The organism is Amycolatopsis jiangsuensis (assembly GCF_014204865.1).
In the GTDB taxonomy this organism is placed as follows: domain Bacteria; phylum Actinomycetota; class Actinomycetes; order Mycobacteriales; family Pseudonocardiaceae; genus Amycolatopsis; species Amycolatopsis jiangsuensis.
Genome location: NZ_JACHMG010000001.1, coordinates 4,543,694 through 4,559,589, shown reverse-complemented (window position 1 = coordinate 4,559,589; position 15,896 = coordinate 4,543,694). Strand labels below are relative to the sequence as shown.

Sequence of the window (15,896 nt, the reverse complement as noted above, 5' to 3'; positions counted from 1 at the left end):
CAGGAGACCCGCACGGCATTCGAGCCGATCAGCCCTGGTCGGCGTTGACGACCTGCATGGCGGAGACCTTCCAGTCCGTGCCCTGGCGGACCAGGTCCAGTTTCACCGGCAGGCGACGTTCCTGGCCGCCCGAACCCGACCCTTCGCTGGACACCAGAGCGCCGAGCAGCGCGCTCGCCTTGGTGCCGTCTGGGCTCACCTCGGTCGCGGCTGCCACCGACAGCGGATTGACCGTGGTCTTCGACCCGCTCGCGCGGATGTGCGACAGGGTTTCGTCGCGGCTCGTGCGGAACTGGGTCAGCAGCGGCTCGGCGGCCACCGTCTCGTAGCGGTCGTACACGGCGTCGGCGTTCTTCGCGTCCACGGTCAGCAGGATTTGGGCGTCCCGCTGTGCCGCGGCGACCACCTGGTCGCGCGTGGTGGCCTTGCCCAGGCCCGGACCCTCCGGCTGCACCAGCGGGCCGCGCGGGTCCAAGTCCAGGTCCTCCAGCACCCAGTGGCCCTTCCCGGGTACCGCGGTGAGCAGCATCAGTGCGGTTGCCGAGTTCTGCTTCCCGTCCGGCGTGGTGCTGTTCTGGGCCACGACGGCGAGCACCTTTGCCTGTCCCGGATGCAGCTCGGCCAGCCCGGTGTCCAGCACCTGTGTCTTCGTGGTCACCGGGCTGCTGCGCACCTGCGCGAAGGTCTCGTCGAACTGGCTGCGGGCACCGCCGGTGAGGTACTCCTGCTCCGTCTTGGCGACCTCGTCCGGCTTCGCCGAGTCGTAGCTGAACGCCTTCTCCACCGCCTGTTTGACGCCGTTCACCGCGGTGGTGGTCGCACCGGCGTCCACGAAAGCCAGGTTCGTCGCCTTGGGCGCGGCGTTCTGCTCGCCGATGTCCCCGCTGCCGCAGCCGGCCGTCACCAGGACGGCGGCCGCGGCGGCCACCGCACGCCTCACAGCAGCCCCGCCTCCCTCGCGCGGGTGCCGGCCTGGAACCGGGAAGTCGCGCCGAGGACCGACATCAGCTCCGCGACGCGCCTGCGGTACGTGCGGAGCCCGACGCCCATCGCACGGGCCGCCGCCTCGTCCGTGCAGCCGGAGGAGAGCAGGTCGAGCAGCTGCGGGGTGTGCCGGCGCAGATCGGCGAACCGGGTCTCGTAGGCGGCCAGCGCGGTCGACGTCCGCCAGGTCGCCTCCACCAGCGACTTGATGCCCTGTACGAGCTCCGGCCGCAGCAGCACGGTGTACCCGCGGCCGGCGGCCAGGATGGCGATCCGATCGTCGAGGATGATCGTCTCGTTGATCTCGCGGTCGCAGATCCGGATGTCGACCCGGTTCTCCCGCAGTTCGCGTAGGTGGTCGCTGCTGGCCGGATCGAGCAGCACCTGCGGCAGGTAGATCTTGCGCCCCCGCACGCCGGTGTGCTCACCCGGCGGCCAGTGCGGGGACTCGCGCATGGCCCGCCAGGTGCGCATGTCGTTCGCCGCGCAGATCAGCTCGTCGGCGTGCGTGAACAGGTGCGCGGTGCGTTCGAACAGCTCGCGTTCGTCGCGCACCGAGACCACGTCTTCGACTCGGGTCACGACCTCCAGTGTCCAGCGTCCCCTGGCAGCCTGCCACCACCGGGTTGGCAGCTTCCTGCCAAAAGGTGCCGGGCGCGTCCCGTCCGGACACGCTGGAGACATGACCGAAACGACACTTCCCGCGGCCGCCGCCGGTACCTGGCAGCTCGGCTCGCTCACCGTCAACCGGCTCGGCTTCGGAGCCATGCGCCTGGTGCCGCTGGACCGGCAGCTGCCCGGCGAACGCGAGCGCGCGATCGCCGTCCTGCGCCGGGCGGTCGAGCTGGGTGTGAACCACATCGACACGGCGGCGTTCTACTTCACCCCGCGCTGGTCGTCGAACGAGCTGATCAACACCGCGCTCGCGCCCTACGGCGACGACCTCGTCATCGCGACGAAGGTCGGGCCAGGGCGGACCCCGTCCGGCGAATTCCTGTTCGCCCGTCCCGACGAGCTGCGGGGGCAGGTCGAGGAAAACCTGCGCCAGCTCGGACGGGAGCACCTGGACCTGGTCAACCTGCGGATGGGCCACGACCTCGAACGCGCTACCGGCTCGATCGCCGAGCACTTCGGCGCGCTCGCCGAACTGCGCACCGCCGGTCTGATCCGCGAGCTGGGCATCTCCAACATCGGCCCCGAGCAGCTGGCCGAGGCACAAGCGATCGCGCCGGTGGTGGCCGTGCAGAACCAGTACGGCCTCGCCGCCCGTCGCGAGGACGACGAACTGGTGCGCTCGTGCGGAGCCCAGGGCGTGGCCTTCGTGCCGTTCTTCGCGGTCGCCAGCGGCCAGGTGGACGAGCGGGTCGCCGAGGTGGCCCGCCGCCACGACGCGACGTCCGCGCAGATCCGGCTGGCCTGGTCCCTCGCGCAGGGGCCGCACGTGCTCGCCATCCCGGGCACCGGCGACCCGGCGCACCTCGAGCAGAACGTGGCGGCCGCCGCGCTGCGGCTCAGCGACGAGGATCTGGCGACGCTGGACGGGAGGTGAAGATCGCCCGGAAGGTCTCGATCGGGTGAACGGGGGCTGACCTGGGGGCGAATATGTCCTCCGTAGATGTCACGCGCCTCACGACCAGGCTTCCGACGCTAGGCCAAACGGCGACCGGGATGCTTACGATCCCCACGTGACCACGCCTGTTGCCTTGCTGACGGCCATCGGCGCACTCGTCGTCGGTGCGGTCGCCGGTTATCTGGTGGCCCGGGCGCGTGCCCGGCGCGCGGCGGCCCGGCCGGCCGGCCCCACCGTCGCCGAACTCCTGATGAGGCTGATCCGTTCGTCGAACAACGCTGTCGTGGTGCTCAACCGGTTCGGCGACCTGGTGCTGCACAACCCGCGGGCCGCCGAACTGGGACTGGTGCGCGTCAGCCAGGCCGATCCGCGGGCCCGCAAGGCGGCCGAGCAGGTCGTGGAGACCGACGAGCCGGTGGAGGTCGACCTCTCGCCGCTGGAGAACCGCGGCCGCCGCCAGCCGGAGGCGGTGCTCGGCGAGGTCCGCCCGCTCGGCGACGGGTTCACCGTGGTCGAGGCGGTCGACCACTCCGAGGCCATCCGGCTGGAGGCGGTGCGGCGCGATTTCGTCGCGAACGTCAGCCACGAGCTCAAGACCCCGGTCGGGGCGATCGCCCTGCTCACCGAGGCCGTGCTGGACGCCGCCGACGACGTCGAGGAGGTCCGCCGGTTCGGCGGCAAGATCCTGCGCGAGTCCACCCGGCTGGGCACGCTCGTCACCGAACTCATCGCGTTGTCCCGCTTGCAGGGCGCGGAGCGGCTGCCCGATCTCAACGTGGTCGAGGTCGACGCGGTGGTGCGGGAAGCACTCGGCCGCGCCACGTTGTCCGCCGAATCCGCCGAGATCACCATCACCACCGACGCTCCCGGCGGACTGCTCGTCGAGGGCGACCGGACCCTGCTGGTCACCGCGCTGTCGAACCTGCTGGAGAACGCCGTGGCGTACTCGCCGGCCGGCAGCCCGGTGTCGATCTCGCGGCGGCTGGCCGACGGAATGGTCGAGATCGCGGTGACCGACCGCGGCATCGGCATCGCCGAGGACGAACAGCAACGCGTGTTCGAGCGGTTCTACCGCGCGGACAAGGCGCGTTCGCGGGCCACCGGCGGAACCGGGCTGGGCCTGGCGATCGTGAAGCACGTCGCGGCCAACCACGGCGGTTCGGTCGGCCTGTGGAGCCGTCCGGGCACCGGTTCGACGTTCACCCTGCGGATCCCGGCGCACGTGCGCCCGGAGCCCGGCGAGTCCGGCCGCGGTGGCGCACCGCTGCCCGCGGCGAAGCCGCAGACGCAGGACAAGACCCCCGAGCGGACACCCCGGCTCGTGGCAACCGGGCAGGAGATCTCCGGCCCAGACCGTGGAGGAAACCTGTGACGAGGGTTCTCATAGTCGAGGACGAAGAGTCCTTCGCCGACCCGCTCGCCTTCCTGCTGCGCAAGGAGGGCTTCACCGCGGCGGTGGCCGGGACCGGCCAGCAGGCGCTCGAGGAGTTCGACCGCAACGGCGCGGACATCGTGCTGCTCGACCTGATGCTGCCCGGGATGAGCGGCACCGACGTGTGCAAGCAGCTGCGCCAGCGGTCCGCGGTCCCGGTGATCATGGTGACCGCGCGGGACAGCGAGATCGACAAGGTCGTGGGACTGGAGCTGGGTGCCGACGACTACGTGACCAAGCCGTACTCGGCACGCGAGCTGATCGCCAGGGTACGGGCGGTGCTGCGCCGCGGCGGCGAACCCGGCACGGACGGTGAGCTGGCCCCGCTGGTGCTGTCCGCGGGCCCGGTGCGGATGGACGTGGAACGGCACGTGGTGACCGTCGACGGCGCCGAGGTCTCCTTGCCGCTCAAGGAGTTCGACCTGCTGGAGTACCTGCTGCGCAACGTCGGCCGGGTGCTCACCCGCGGCCAGCTGATCGACCGGGTGTGGGGCGCGGACTACGTCGGCGACACCAAGACCCTGGACGTGCACGTCAAACGGCTGCGCTCGAAGATCGAACCGGACCCGGGTTCGCCGCGGCACCTGGTGACGGTGCGCGGGCTCGGGTACAAGTTCGAGACCTGACCGGCCTTCGGCGGGGCCGTGCGGATCCGGCGGCCCGGGGCGCGGTGCGACGGACGGGTAACGGACGGTAAGACGAATTGCCTATCCGGCCGGAGCCTTGCGAGCGATTTGCGCGCAGCCGGATCCGCATAGCTTTCGGGTATGGAAACTGCCCAGCTCGTCGCCGCCGAGCCGGTCGCCGCGCGCACCTCCCGTATCGCGGGTGTCGACGTGGCCCGTGCGCTGGCGGTGTTCGGTATGTTCGCCGCCCACATCGGACCCGCCGTGCTGGCCGTGCACGCCGGTGGGCCCGCCGAAGTGCTCGGCCGGATCGGCGACGGCCACGCCTCGATCCTGTTCGCGCTGCTGGCCGGCGTTTCGCTGGCGTTGCTGACCGGCGGCCGGACCCCGCACCAGGGCGCGGCATTGCGCCGGGACCGCGTCCGGATCGCGGTGCGCGCGGTGCTGCTCTTCGTGCTCGGACTGGCGCTGACCCAGTGGGGCGCGCCGATCTTCGTCATCCTCGCCTTCTACGGCGCCTACTTCCTGATCGCGCTCCCGTTCCTGCGGCTTTCGCCGCGAACGCTGGCCCTGATCGCGGCGGGATGGGCGGTGGCCGGGCCGCTGGTGTCCTTCCTGATCCGCCGTCAGCTGCCGACTCCGGACACGCTGGGGGAGACGCCGTCGTTCACCACCCTGTTCGGCCCCGGATTCGGCAACCTCCTGCTGGACGGGGTCTACCCGGTGGTGACCTGGATGCCGTTCGTCTTCGCCGGACTGGCGGTGGGACGGCTCGATCTGCGGTCGGCGGCCGTCCGCCTGCGGGTGCTCGGCACCGGCCTCGGACTGGCTGCGCTCGGCATCGGCGGCTCGTGGCTGGCGCTGCACGCCTTCGGCGGCATCCGGCTGCTCGCGCCGGTGGTCGACGCGATGCGCCCGCTCGCGCAGCGCGCCGGTCAGGATCCGCTCGACATGCTGCTGCACCTGGGCGGGATGGGCTACGTGCCGGCGAACAACGCGGGATTCCTGCTCGTCGACAGCCCGCATTCGGGGACCCCGTTCGAAATCGTCGGTTCGACCGGGATCGCGCTCGCCGTGCTCGCGCTCTGCCTGTTCGCCGCGGACGCGCTCGGCCGGCTGCTCGCCCCGATCGCCGCGGTCGGCGCACTGTCCCTGACGGTGTACACCGGGCAGGCCATCGCCCTGAAGTACGTGATGAAAACGCTCTCTGCCGGGCACGTGGCGCACCCCTGGCTGCCGTGGCTGACGTTCGTCGCGGTGTCGGTGCTCGTCTGCGCACTGTGGCGGCCGTTACTGGGCCGCGGACCACTGGAAGCCCTGCTGCACTGGGTGTCCACCCGGATCGCGAACGTGACCGTCCGGCGTGAACCCGCCGGTGGGAAGGCTGCGGCCGGCACGTCCGGCTGACCTGTCGCCGGCTGCCGACACGAGTGGTGTTGGTTACACTTTCGAGACCTGGCAGCGGGACCGGTACGCTGGTTCCTCGTGCGCCTAGGGGTCCTCGACGTCGGCTCGAACACCGTCCATTTGCTGGTGGTCGATGCCCATCGTGGTGCCCACCCCACGCCCATGCATTCGGAGAAGACCGTGCTGCGGCTGGCCGAGCAGATCACACGGTCGGGAGACCTCAGCCGGACCGGTGCGGACGGCCTGGTCCGCGCGGTCGACTCGGCGCGGGCGGCGGCGGTGCGGATGGGCTGCGAGGACGTGCTCGCGTTCGCGACCTCGGCCGTGCGTGAGGCCGGGAACTCCGCGAAAGTGCTCGCCCGAGTGGCCGACGAGACGGGCGTGCACCTGCGGGTGCTGACCGGGGCCGACGAGGCGCGGCTGACCTTCCTCGCGGTGCGCCGCTGGTTCGGCTGGTCGGCCGGGCAGCTGCTGGTGCTCGACATCGGCGGCGGGTCGCTCGAGGTGGCGATGGGCCGCGACGAGGAACCCGAGCTCGCCGAATCGCTGCCGCTCGGAGCGGGCCGCACCACGCGAACGCGGTTCCGGCACGATCCCCCCACCCGCTCGGAGGTCGTGGCGACCTCGGCGTGGCTGGAGGACCAGCTCGCCGTCCTCGCGAAGAAGACCGCGAGCTGGGGCCGGCCGGACCGGGTCGTGGCCACCTCGAAGACGTTCCGGTCGCTGGCCCGGCTCACCGGCGCGGCCCCCTCGGCGGCCGGGCCCCGGGTGCGCCGTACGCTCACCGATACCGCACTGCGCCAGCTCATCGCCTTCGTCTCGCGGATGCCCGCGGCGGATCTGGCACAGCTGGAAGGCGTCAGCGCGAGCCGATCGCACCAGCTGGTGGCCGGCGCACTCGTGGCGCAGGCCGCGATGCGGGCCCTCTCGCTCACCGAGCTGGAGATCTGCCCCTGGGCACTGCGAGAGGGCGTGATCCTGCGGCAGCTGGACCTCGCCAACGGGACGGACGAAACCGGGGCGGCCCGCACCGGCGTTTCGGCGAACGGGGAGGACCGGTGACAGCAGCGGACTGGACTTCGCGAACGAAGACCAGGCACGGTGAAGAGGTGACGGACATGTACTGCACGGTGTTCAGCGCGCGCGGCGCCGTATGCGTGCGTGCCCGAGTGGACACAACCAACCCCGAGCGCGCTTTGGACAGCACGGTATGACGGACGAGACCGGCGGCGACCAGCCCCAGAAGACCGTGGCCGAACTGCTCGCCCAGCACGGGCAGCAGGTCGACGGCGGACGGCGACGCAGGCGCAGGGCTGCCGAGGACGACGAAGCACCGGAAGAGACCGGCCCGCGCCGCTCGCGGATGAGCGACACCGCACCGCAGGCGATCATCGACCGGGTGACCTCAGACGGCCCCGCGCAGCCCCCGGCGCGCGGCGGTGCCCGGCGTCGTCCGGACACCCCGCCCACGCCGCGTCCCGCGCCCCAGGATTCCGGGGCGTACCAGCGTCCGGTGAACGGTCAGCCCGAGCCGGGTCCGCGGCCTCCGGCTGGTGGCCCGCAGGAGTCGGGTGCGTATCCGCGTCCGGTGAACGGTCAGCCGGAGCCGGGTCCGCGGCCTCCGGCTGGTGGTCCGCAGGAGTCGGGTGCGTATCCGCGTCCGTCGGGGCCTGGTCAGCCCGAGCCGGGTCCGCGGGCTCGTCCGGCGGGCCAGCCGGAGTCGGCGCGTCCGCGTCCGGAGCCTGCCCGTCCGGCGATGGAGCCGGGGCAGGCCCCGCGTCCGCCCGCCGGTCCGCAGGAGTCGGGTGCGTACCCGCGTCCGCCCGCCGGCCCGCAGGAATCCGGTGCGTACCCGCGACCCACGCCACCGCAGGAATCCGGTGCTCATCCCCGTCCGGCGGCACCGCAGGAGTCCGGTGCGTACCCGCGGCCCGGCGTGAACGGGCAGCAGGAATCCGGGTACGTGCGTCCGCCGGAATCCGGCCAGTTCCCGCGGCCGCCGCAGGAATCGGGCCAGATGCCGGTGCCGCCGCGACGTCCGCGCCCGCCTGCCGCGCCTGCGTCCTCGCCGTCCGCGTCCGTGTCCGCGGAGGAGACGCGCGAGCAGGTGCCACCGGTCCGCCGTCGTCCGGCGCCGCCGCCCGCGGCTCCCGCGAACGGAGCACTGGCGGCCCGGTTGGAGGGTGCTTCGGACGCCGACGCTCCCGAGCAACCGCCGATGGCGAGCGGTGCGTTCCCGGCCCCGGCTCCGCAGCGCCCCCGGCGTGCCCCCGCACGCCGTCCCGCGCCGAAGGCCGAACCGCACACCGAGCAGTTCGACGCGGTCGCCGGCGCCCCGGGCGCCGAAGCCGCCGCGGAGGAGGCACCACCCGCCGGCCTGGCAGGCTGGCGCAAGCGCCGTGCGCAAGAACAGCTGGAGGACACCGAGGTCGGCGTGATGCCGGTCGTGCCGAACGCGGAACCGGAGGACGACTACGTCGACGAGGACTACGTCGACGAAGACGGCTACCCCGCCGCCGAGGACGGTTACGCCGCTGAGGATGGCTATGCCGAAGACGGCTATGCCGCCGAGGACGGTTACGCCGAGGACGGCGGCTACCCGCCTGCCGGCGACGACTACGAGGGCGGCCCGCCGACCGCGGGGTACCCGGCGCCGATGCCGTTCGCCCCTGGCGGCAAGGACGCGCCGATCGAGGACGACCTGTCGGAGTACGAGCGGGAGTTCGCCGATTCCGGCTATCCGGACGGCGAGCCCGACTTCGAGGGCGACGACTACGGTTTCGAAGAACGTGGCTACGACGAGCACGGCTACGACGAACAGGACTACGAGGACTACGAGGACGAGGACGTCCCCGGGGAAGCCGTCGCGGAGGGAGCTCCGGCCGAGGAGGAGGCCTCCACGGCGTCCGCGGGCAAGCAGTGGCTGACCCTGGCCGGGCAGCTGGCGCTCGGCGTGGTCGGCGGTGCCGCGGTGTGGCTCGGCTTCAACTGGCTGTGGGTCAACCTCGCCCCGGCCGCGCTCGTGGGTGCCTTGCTGGTGATCGTCGCGCTGGTGTGGATCGTGCGGAAGATCCGGCGTGCGGAGGACCTGCAGACCACCCTGCTGGCGATCCTCGTCGGACTGGTGGTCACGGTGTCCCCGGCAGCGTTGCTGCTGGTGGCCAAGTAGCGACGTTCCGCGGTGGGCAGGGCAGAATGTGCTTGGTGAGCACCGCCGACGCACTCACTCCCGCGGAGGCGGCGTGAGCACCGCCGACGCACTTCCTCCCGCGGAGGCGGGATGAGCACTCCGGAAAAGCCCGTCCCGGTAGGACTGAGCACCGCCTCGGTGTGGCCGTTGCGGGCGGGGGCCGCGTTCGAGCTCGCCGCCGAGCTGGGCTACGACGGGGTCGAGGTCATGGTGTGGGCGGATCCGGTCAGCCAGGACGTCGCCGCGGTCCGGCGGTGGTCGCGGCGTACCGGGATGCCGGTGCTGTCGGTGCATTCCCCGTCGCTGCTGATCACCCAGCGGGTCTGGTCGCCGGATCCCGTCGTGCGGCTGCGGATGTCCGTGGACGCGGCGCTGGAACTGGGCGCGCGCACCGTGGTGGTGCACCCGCCGTTTCGCTGGCAGCGGCGCTACGGCGACGCGTTCGGCGATCTGGTGGACGAGCTGGAGGACGCCAGCGGCGTGGAGATCGCCGTGGAGAACATGTTCAAGGTGCGTCCGCCCGGCGGGTCCCGCGGGGCGCGGGTGTCGGCGTTCCGGCCGTCGATCGATCCGACCGACGTCGGGTTCCGGCACTACACGCTGGACCTGTCGCACACCGCGGCGGCGCGGATGGACGCGCTCGCGCTGGCCGGGCGGATGGGCGCCGGGCTCAGCCACGTGCACCTCGCCGACGGCACCGGGATTCCCAAGGACGAGCACCTGGTTCCCGGCCACGGCGGGCAGCCGTGCGCGCAACTGCTGGAAAAGCTGGCCGGCGACGGGTTCGCCGGCCAGGTCGTGCTCGAGGTCAGCACCCGGGGTACCGCGGGTGCGGCCGGGCGGGCCCGGGCACTGGCCGAGGCGCTGTTGTTCGCCCGGTTGCACCTCGGGCAGTGACCGCATCGTGATCTTGCTCGGCTGTCCGGGCGGTAAGCGGTCTTTCCGGGCCGCACCGGCGCGCCGGACACGTAGAGTGCCGATCGTGAAATCGTTGCGTGCTTCGGCCTCCGCTGTCCCCGGAACCGGTTCCACGGGCCGTCCCGCCGTGGCCGGGTGTCCGTGAACGGGTCCGACGACACGGCGACAGCGTTCGGCGCGGCCACCACAGTCCGGTCGTTGGGGGATGGCACGTTCACCGCGACCCTGCGCGCCGAGTGGGCGATCGGGACCCACCCGCACGGGGGGTTTCTGGTGGCCGTGCTCGCGAAGGCCGCGGCGGCCGTGCTGCGGGAGCGGGGTGAGGCGACCGTCGAACCGCTCGCGGTGAGCGCGGAGTTCCTGCACGCGCCCGCGCTGGGGCCGGTGCTGCTGCGTACCGACGTGCGCAAGGTGGGCCGCCGCGCGACCGTCGTGGCGGTGTCCATGGAGCAGCGTGGCCGCAGCTGTGTGGAAGCCAGGGTGACGACGGGGCGGTTGCCGATGCGCCGTCCGGAGTGGACCGACGTGCCGCAGCTGCCCGCGGAGCCGCCGTCGGGTGCGCTGCAGCTCGGCGGCGGCGACCTGTCCGAAGGCCCGTTCCACCTCGCCAAGAGCTGCGACGTGCGACTCGACCCGGGCACCGCCGGGTTCCTCGCCGGGCGTACCGGCGACCCGCCGCGGCTGCGGTTGTGGGCCCGGCCGCGTACGGGCGAGGTCGACGTGCTCTTCGCGATGCTCGCCGGGGACCTCAACCCGCCGGTGGTGGTCGGCCTCGGACATCGCGGCTGGGCGCCGACCGTGCAGCTGACTGCGCTGCTGCGGACCCGGCCCGCTCCGGGCTGGCTGCGGGTCTTCGTCGAATCGCGTTCGGTGCACGAGCCGTGGTTCGACTCGGACGCCACGGTGGTCGACGCGCAGGGCCGGCTGGTCGCGCAGGTCCGCCAGCTCGCGCTCGCCCCGGCCCCGGGGGCCTGAGCCCGGTTTGGCACGCTGGCGCCATGACTGTGATCGCGGTGCTGGGAGCCGGGAAGATCGGGGAGGCCCTGCTGTCGGGCCTGTTGCAGGGTGGTCACGCGCCGGGTGACCTGCTCTTCACCGAACGGTACGAGGACCGCGCGCGCGAACTGGAAACCCGCTATCCGGGGATGCAGGCGGTCACCGTCGAGGACGCCGCGAGGCGTGCCGACGTGCTCGTGGTCGCGGTGAAACCGCAGGACATCGAGCCGGTGCTGGCCGAGCTGGCGCCGCTGCTCGGATCGTCGTCACTGGTCGTGTCGTTGTGCGCGGGCCTGCCGACCGTGTTGTACGAGCGCCGGCTCGCCGAGGGCGTTCCGGTGGTGCGGGTCATGCCGAACACGCCGATGCTCGTCGGCGAGGCGATGAGCGCGGTGTCCCCTGGCCGGTACGCCACCGCGGACCACATCGCCGTGGTGAAGGAGCTGCTGTCGCACGTCGGGCAGGTCGTGGAGGTGCCGGAGAAGCAGCAGGACGCGGTGACCGCCCTGTCCGGTTCCGGTCCGGCCTACTTCTTCTACCTGGTCGAGGCCATGATCGACGCCGGGATCCTGCTCGGCCTGCCGCGGGCGCTGGCCGGTCAGCTGATCATCCAGTCCGCGGTGGGCGCGGCGAAGATGCTGGCCGAGGGCGAGGACCACCCGGTGCTGCTGCGCGAGGCCGTCACCTCGCCCGCGGGCACCACCATCAACGGCATCCGGGAGCTGGAGAAGCACGGCGTCCGCGCGGCGCTGCTGGACGCCATCGAAGCCGCGCGTGACCGCTCCGTGGAGCTCGGTCACGAGCACCAGCGCTGACCGGGCACCTCGGCGCCCCGGGGCCGCCAAACGGGCGAAACCGGCGTTCCGGACCGAGACTGCTCCGTTCGGGCGCCGGGAATGTGCTGGTGGGGGCCCATCCTGGTGACAGGCGTCGCATGAGTCCCACCTGTCCCGCTACCCTCGACAGAGCACGTGCGTGTCGATACCACAGGTGGGGAAGCCTCGTGGCGCGACACGTGTCGAAGGACGCGGTGATCATGTCGCCTGGCAAGAAGGAGGAACTGCCCTCGGTGGGGCAGGTCCAGTTTTTGACGGTCGCCGAGGTGGCCACGCTGATGCGGGTCTCGAAGATGACCGTGTACCGCCTGGTGCATTCCGGGGAGCTGCCCGCCGTACGGGTGGGCAAATCGTTCCGGGTGCCGGAGAAGGCGGTGCACGAGTACCTGCAGGGCGCCTACTTCGACGTCGGTTGAGCAGTGTCGCTCCGCTTGGACGCGGTGGTGGGACGGTCGCCGGGCGCGGGTCAAACCATGCCCGCCGACCGGCCCGCGCCGGGGCGCGGGTAACCTGGTAGACCGCTCGTGCCTGTGCGCTCCACCCGTTGGACGCTGCGCCGGGCAGCGTGACCGACGACAACTGAGGAGCGCCCATGGGTTCCGTGATCAAGAAGCGCCGCAAGCGCATGTCCAAGAAGAAGCACCGCAAGCTGCTGCGCCGCACGCGAGTGCAGCGGCGTAAGGCCGGTAAGTGAGCCGGTCGACCGGCTGAGGTCCGTGGCCCGTCCAGTCTCTGGACGGGCCACGTCCGTGTTCTGGGCACTTACGCCCGTTCGAGTGAGGTGCGCACCGCATTCTGGGTCGGTGCCGTTAAAACCAGGTAAGACCTGGTCAGAGGGCCGCGGCCGGTCGGTAACATGGCCAGTGCTTCCGCGCGATGCTTCCCACGAGCGCAGGCTCGCGCGTCCCGGGTGAGCACGGTGTCCCACCGTGCGCGGCCCCGCCGTCCAGCTCCATCGCACCGTTGCCGATCAGGGAGTCCCATGGCCTCGAACATCGTGCTCGTCACCGGGGTCGCCGGCGACCTTGGCGGAAAGCTGCTCGCCCGCCTCGGGACCAATCCGGAGTTCGAGCGCGTGCTCGGTGTCGACACCGCGCCGCCGGCCAAGGACGTGCTGCGGCGGATGGGCCGCGCCGAGTTCGTGCGCGCCGACATCCGCAATCCGCTGATCGCGAAGGTGATCAGCAGTGCCGAGGTGGACACCGTCGTGCACACCTCGTGCACCGCGCACCCGGCCGGGCCGAGCCGTCGGTCGGCGGTCAAGGAAGTGAACGTGATCGGCACCATGCGGCTGCTGGCGGCGTGCCAGCGGGCGCCGAAGGTGCGCAAGCTGGTGGTGAAGTCCACTGCCGCGGTGTACGGCGCGGGCGCGCGTTCGCAGGCGGTCTTCACCGAGGACTCGGAGTTGATCCCGGCGTCGGCCAGCGGGTACGCGAAGGACGCGGTGGAGATGGAGGGCTACGTACGCGGTCTCATGCGGCGCCGGCCGGACATCACCGTCACGCTCGCGCGCTTCGCGAACATCATCGGCCCGGAGGTCGACACTGTGCTTGCGCGCTATTTCGCGCTGCCGGTCGTGCCCACGGTCTTCGGCTACGACGCGCGGTTGCAGCTGCTGCACGGCTCCGACGCGTTGTCCGTGCTGGAGCTGGCGACGCTGCAGGACAAGCCCGGCGTGTTCAACGTGGCGTCCGAGGGCGTGCTCACGGTGTCGCAGGCAATCCGCCGCGCCGGTCGTCTCGGGCTGCCGATGCCGGGCGCGGTGGTGCCGTCGGTGGGCCGCCTGCTGCGCGGTGCCCACGTGGTCGACTTCTCCGCCGACCAGCTGCGCCTGCTGAACTTCGGCCGCGCGGTGGACATCACGAAGCTCAAGAAGGAGTTCGGCTACACGCCTCGCTGGACCACCCGCGAGGCGTTCGACGACTACGTGGCCGGCCGCGGCCTGCGTCCGGTGCTCGACGGCGGCCGGCTCGCCGGGCTGGCCGGCAAAGTGCTCGAGGCCGCCGCCACCGGGCAGGCCGGCCGATGAACCGCGCGACGAACGCCGGAAGTGAGGCGCACCCCGTGAACGGTGCCGAGGCACAGGTCATCCCGCTGCACGGACCCGGCCGCGAGAAGCCGGTGCCGGAACCACGTCCGGAGCACGGGTCGGAAATCCAGCCGGACCCGCGCCCGGGTAAGCGAGCGGAGTACCGGCCGGAACCACGCCCCGAGCCCCGTCCGGGCGCGCGCCCGGAGCCTTCGGCCGAGGCGCCGGTCGTGGCGTTCCCGTCGGCCACCGCATCCGAGCCGGAGTCCGATCCACTGCCGGAAGGGCTGCGTGAGGCGCTCACCTTCCTGCGGCGCCGGCTCACCGGCGACTATCCGGTGGACGAGTTCGGTTTCGACGCCGAGCTCACCGAGACGCTGGTGCTGCCGCCGTTGCGGGCGCTGTACGAGAAGTGGTTCCGGGTGGACACCTTCGGCGTCGAACACCTGCCCGCGGCGGGTGGGGCGCTGCTCGTGTCCAACCACTCCGGCACGTTGCCGCTCGACGCGCTGATGACCGCGGTCGCGGTGCACGACGAGACCGGTGGCCGGCACCTGCGCGGGCTCGGCGCCGACCTGGTGTTCAAGCTCCCTCTGGTCGGGTCGTTCGCGCGCAAGTCAGGGCAGACGCTGGCCTGCAACGCCGACGCCGAGCGGTTGCTGTCCGCAGGCGAGCTGGTGGGGGTGTGGCCGGAGGGCTTCAAGGGCATCGGCAAGCCGTTCTCCGCGCGGTACAAGCTGCAGCGCTTCGGGCGTGGTGGATTCGTGTCCGCGGCGATGCGCGCGGGCGTGCCGATCATCCCGGTGTCGGTGGTGGGGGCCGAGGAGACCTATCCGAAGATCGGTGACCTGCGGCTGCTGGCGCGGGTGCTCGGCCTGCCCTACTTCCCGGTCACGCCGTTCTTCCCGTTGCTCGGCCCGCTGGGTGCGTTGCCGCTGCCGACCAAGTGGACCATCGAGTTCGGCGAGCCGATCCGCACCGACGAGTACAGCCCGGACGCGGTGGACGACCCGATGCTCGTGTTCACCCTGACCGACCAGGTCCGGGAGTCGGTCCAGCAGACGCTGTACCGGCGGCTTTCCCAGCGCCGCAGCGTGTTCCGGGGCTGAGCGGTTCAGGCCGGCAGTCGCCAGCCCCTGCGCACCGAGCGGTGGCAGCGCCGCGGTTGGTCTCCGACGCTGACGAACAGCGCGGTCAGCAACGCCGCGCCGTGGTCCAGTGTGCCGCGCGGCAGCGGTCCGTTCGCGACCAGGGACACCACGCCGTGCGCGATGGCCCAGCTCTGCGTGGCCAGCTCCAGCGCGACCACGTCCTCGCGGTAGCGGCCGTCACGCCTGCCGCGTTCGGCCGCCTGCACCAGGTACTCCAGGGTGTCGTCGGCGGCCTTGGCGTCCTCGGGTTCGAAGTTCGCGTCGAACATCACCCGGTACAGGTCGGGGTGCTCGAGTGCGTTGCCGAGGTAGGCGGAGACCAGCGCGGTCAGATCGCGGACCGGGTCGGCGGACGGGCGAACCTCGGCGAGCCGGTGCGCCAACCGCGTGAAACCCTCCTGGCGCAAGGCTTTCCACAAGCTGCGCGGCCCGCCCGGACCGGCTGCCGAAGGTCGACCTCTACCAGCAGGTGTCCGTGGGTACCGGTTCGCGATTCGTGTTCGTGGCCGGGCAGGTGGCTCGCGACGCGGAGGGCAACCGGATCGGCGAAGGGGATTTCGCCGCGCAGGTCGAGCAGTTCTATCTGAACGTGGCCACCGCGCTGTCCGAAGCCGGCGGAACGTTCGCCGACGTAGTCCGGCTGACCTGTTACCTCGTCGACTGGTCGGAGGACAAGATGGGGCAATCCAGGAAGGTCTGGAGCGCGCCGCGGCGAAGCTGGGGCACACCCCGCAGGCCCCGTTCACCGGGATCGGCG

16 protein-coding genes and 1 pseudogene are annotated in these 15,896 nt (G+C 71.9%); 14 read left to right on the top strand and 3 right to left on the bottom strand.

Annotated elements, in window-relative coordinates:
• Positions 1–28 precede the first annotated feature (28 nt).
• Complete coding sequence (locus BJY18_RS20305; protein WP_312873902.1) at positions 29–940, bottom strand: hypothetical protein; 912 nt, start codon at positions 938–940, stop codon at positions 29–31.
• Positions 937–1,566 (bottom strand): response regulator transcription factor, encoded by a 630-nt coding sequence (locus tag BJY18_RS20300; protein WP_184781459.1) that lies wholly within the window; start codon positions 1,564–1,566, stop codon positions 937–939. Before BJY18_RS20300 ends, BJY18_RS20305 begins: the two co-directional genes overlap by 4 nt.
• 100 nt (positions 1,567–1,666) lie before the next feature.
• On the opposite strand from BJY18_RS20300, the gene BJY18_RS20295 reads away from it, so the two are divergent.
• The 13 genes from BJY18_RS20295 to BJY18_RS20235 all read left to right on the top strand — a co-directional run bounded on the left by BJY18_RS20295 (position 1,667) and on the right by BJY18_RS20235 (position 15,097).
• The gene (locus BJY18_RS20295) at positions 1,667–2,533 is read left to right on the top strand and encodes an aldo/keto reductase (protein WP_184781458.1); all 867 of its coding nucleotides are present in this window, start codon (positions 1,667–1,669) and stop codon (positions 2,531–2,533) included.
• 136 nt (positions 2,534–2,669) lie between these two features.
• A complete protein-coding gene (locus BJY18_RS20290; RefSeq protein ID WP_184781457.1) occupies positions 2,670–3,926 on the top strand; it encodes a sensor histidine kinase in 1,257 nt (418 codons plus the stop codon).
• Positions 3,923–4,612 (top strand): response regulator, encoded by a 690-nt coding sequence (locus tag BJY18_RS20285; protein WP_098511814.1) that lies wholly within the window; start codon positions 3,923–3,925, stop codon positions 4,610–4,612. The genes BJY18_RS20290 and BJY18_RS20285 overlap by 4 nt, the downstream gene beginning before the upstream one ends.
• Before the next feature lie 141 nt (positions 4,613–4,753).
• On the top strand, positions 4,754–6,019 hold the full coding sequence (locus tag BJY18_RS20280; protein ID WP_184781456.1) for a heparan-alpha-glucosaminide N-acetyltransferase domain-containing protein: 1,266 nt from the start codon (positions 4,754–4,756) through the stop codon (positions 6,017–6,019).
• Positions 6,020–6,097: 78 nt separating this feature from the next.
• A complete protein-coding gene (locus BJY18_RS20275) occupies positions 6,098–7,081 on the top strand; it encodes a Ppx/GppA family phosphatase (protein ID WP_184781455.1) in 984 nt (327 codons plus the stop codon).
• Positions 7,082–7,229: 148 nt separating this feature from the next.
• Positions 7,230–9,188, top strand: coding sequence for a phage holin family protein (locus BJY18_RS36380; protein WP_221457849.1), 1,959 nt, complete (start codon positions 7,230–7,232; stop codon positions 9,186–9,188).
• Positions 9,189–9,299: 111 nt separating this feature from the next.
• Positions 9,300–10,106, top strand: coding sequence for a sugar phosphate isomerase/epimerase family protein (locus tag BJY18_RS20265; RefSeq protein ID WP_184781454.1), 807 nt, complete (start codon positions 9,300–9,302; stop codon positions 10,104–10,106).
• Between the two features lie 162 nt (positions 10,107–10,268).
• On the top strand, positions 10,269–11,102 hold the full coding sequence (locus tag BJY18_RS20260; protein WP_184784737.1) for a thioesterase family protein: 834 nt from the start codon (positions 10,269–10,271) through the stop codon (positions 11,100–11,102).
• Positions 11,103–11,125: 23 nt separating this feature from the next.
• Positions 11,126–11,938, top strand: a complete 813-nt coding sequence (gene proC, locus BJY18_RS20255) for a pyrroline-5-carboxylate reductase (protein WP_184781453.1) — start codon at positions 11,126–11,128, stop codon at positions 11,936–11,938.
• Positions 11,939–12,159: 221 nt separating this feature from the next.
• Positions 12,160–12,375, top strand: coding sequence for a helix-turn-helix domain-containing protein (locus tag BJY18_RS20250; protein WP_184784736.1), 216 nt, complete (start codon positions 12,160–12,162; stop codon positions 12,373–12,375).
• 176 nt (positions 12,376–12,551) lie between these two features.
• On the top strand, positions 12,552–12,653 hold the full coding sequence (locus tag BJY18_RS20245; protein WP_007030867.1) for a 30S ribosomal protein bS22: 102 nt from the start codon (positions 12,552–12,554) through the stop codon (positions 12,651–12,653).
• A gap of 288 nt (positions 12,654–12,941) precedes the next feature.
• Entirely contained in the window at positions 12,942–13,988 is a 1,047-nt protein-coding gene (locus BJY18_RS20240; RefSeq protein ID WP_184781452.1) for an NAD-dependent epimerase/dehydratase family protein, read from the top strand.
• Positions 13,985–15,097, top strand: a complete 1,113-nt coding sequence (locus BJY18_RS20235; protein WP_184781451.1) for a lysophospholipid acyltransferase family protein — start codon at positions 13,985–13,987, stop codon at positions 15,095–15,097. The genes BJY18_RS20240 and BJY18_RS20235 overlap by 4 nt, the downstream gene beginning before the upstream one ends.
• Positions 15,098–15,102: 5 nt before the next feature.
• Here the strand turns inward: BJY18_RS20235 and BJY18_RS20230 are convergent, their stop codons facing one another.
• A complete protein-coding gene (locus BJY18_RS20230; RefSeq protein WP_246458929.1) occupies positions 15,103–15,546 on the bottom strand; it encodes a TetR-like C-terminal domain-containing protein in 444 nt (147 codons plus the stop codon).
• Between the two features lie 62 nt (positions 15,547–15,608).
• Here BJY18_RS20230 and BJY18_RS38240 point away from each other — a divergent pair.
• A pseudogene (locus BJY18_RS38240) lies at positions 15,609–15,779 on the top strand (RidA family protein); the annotation flags it as partial.
• Positions 15,780–15,896 lie beyond the last annotated feature (117 nt).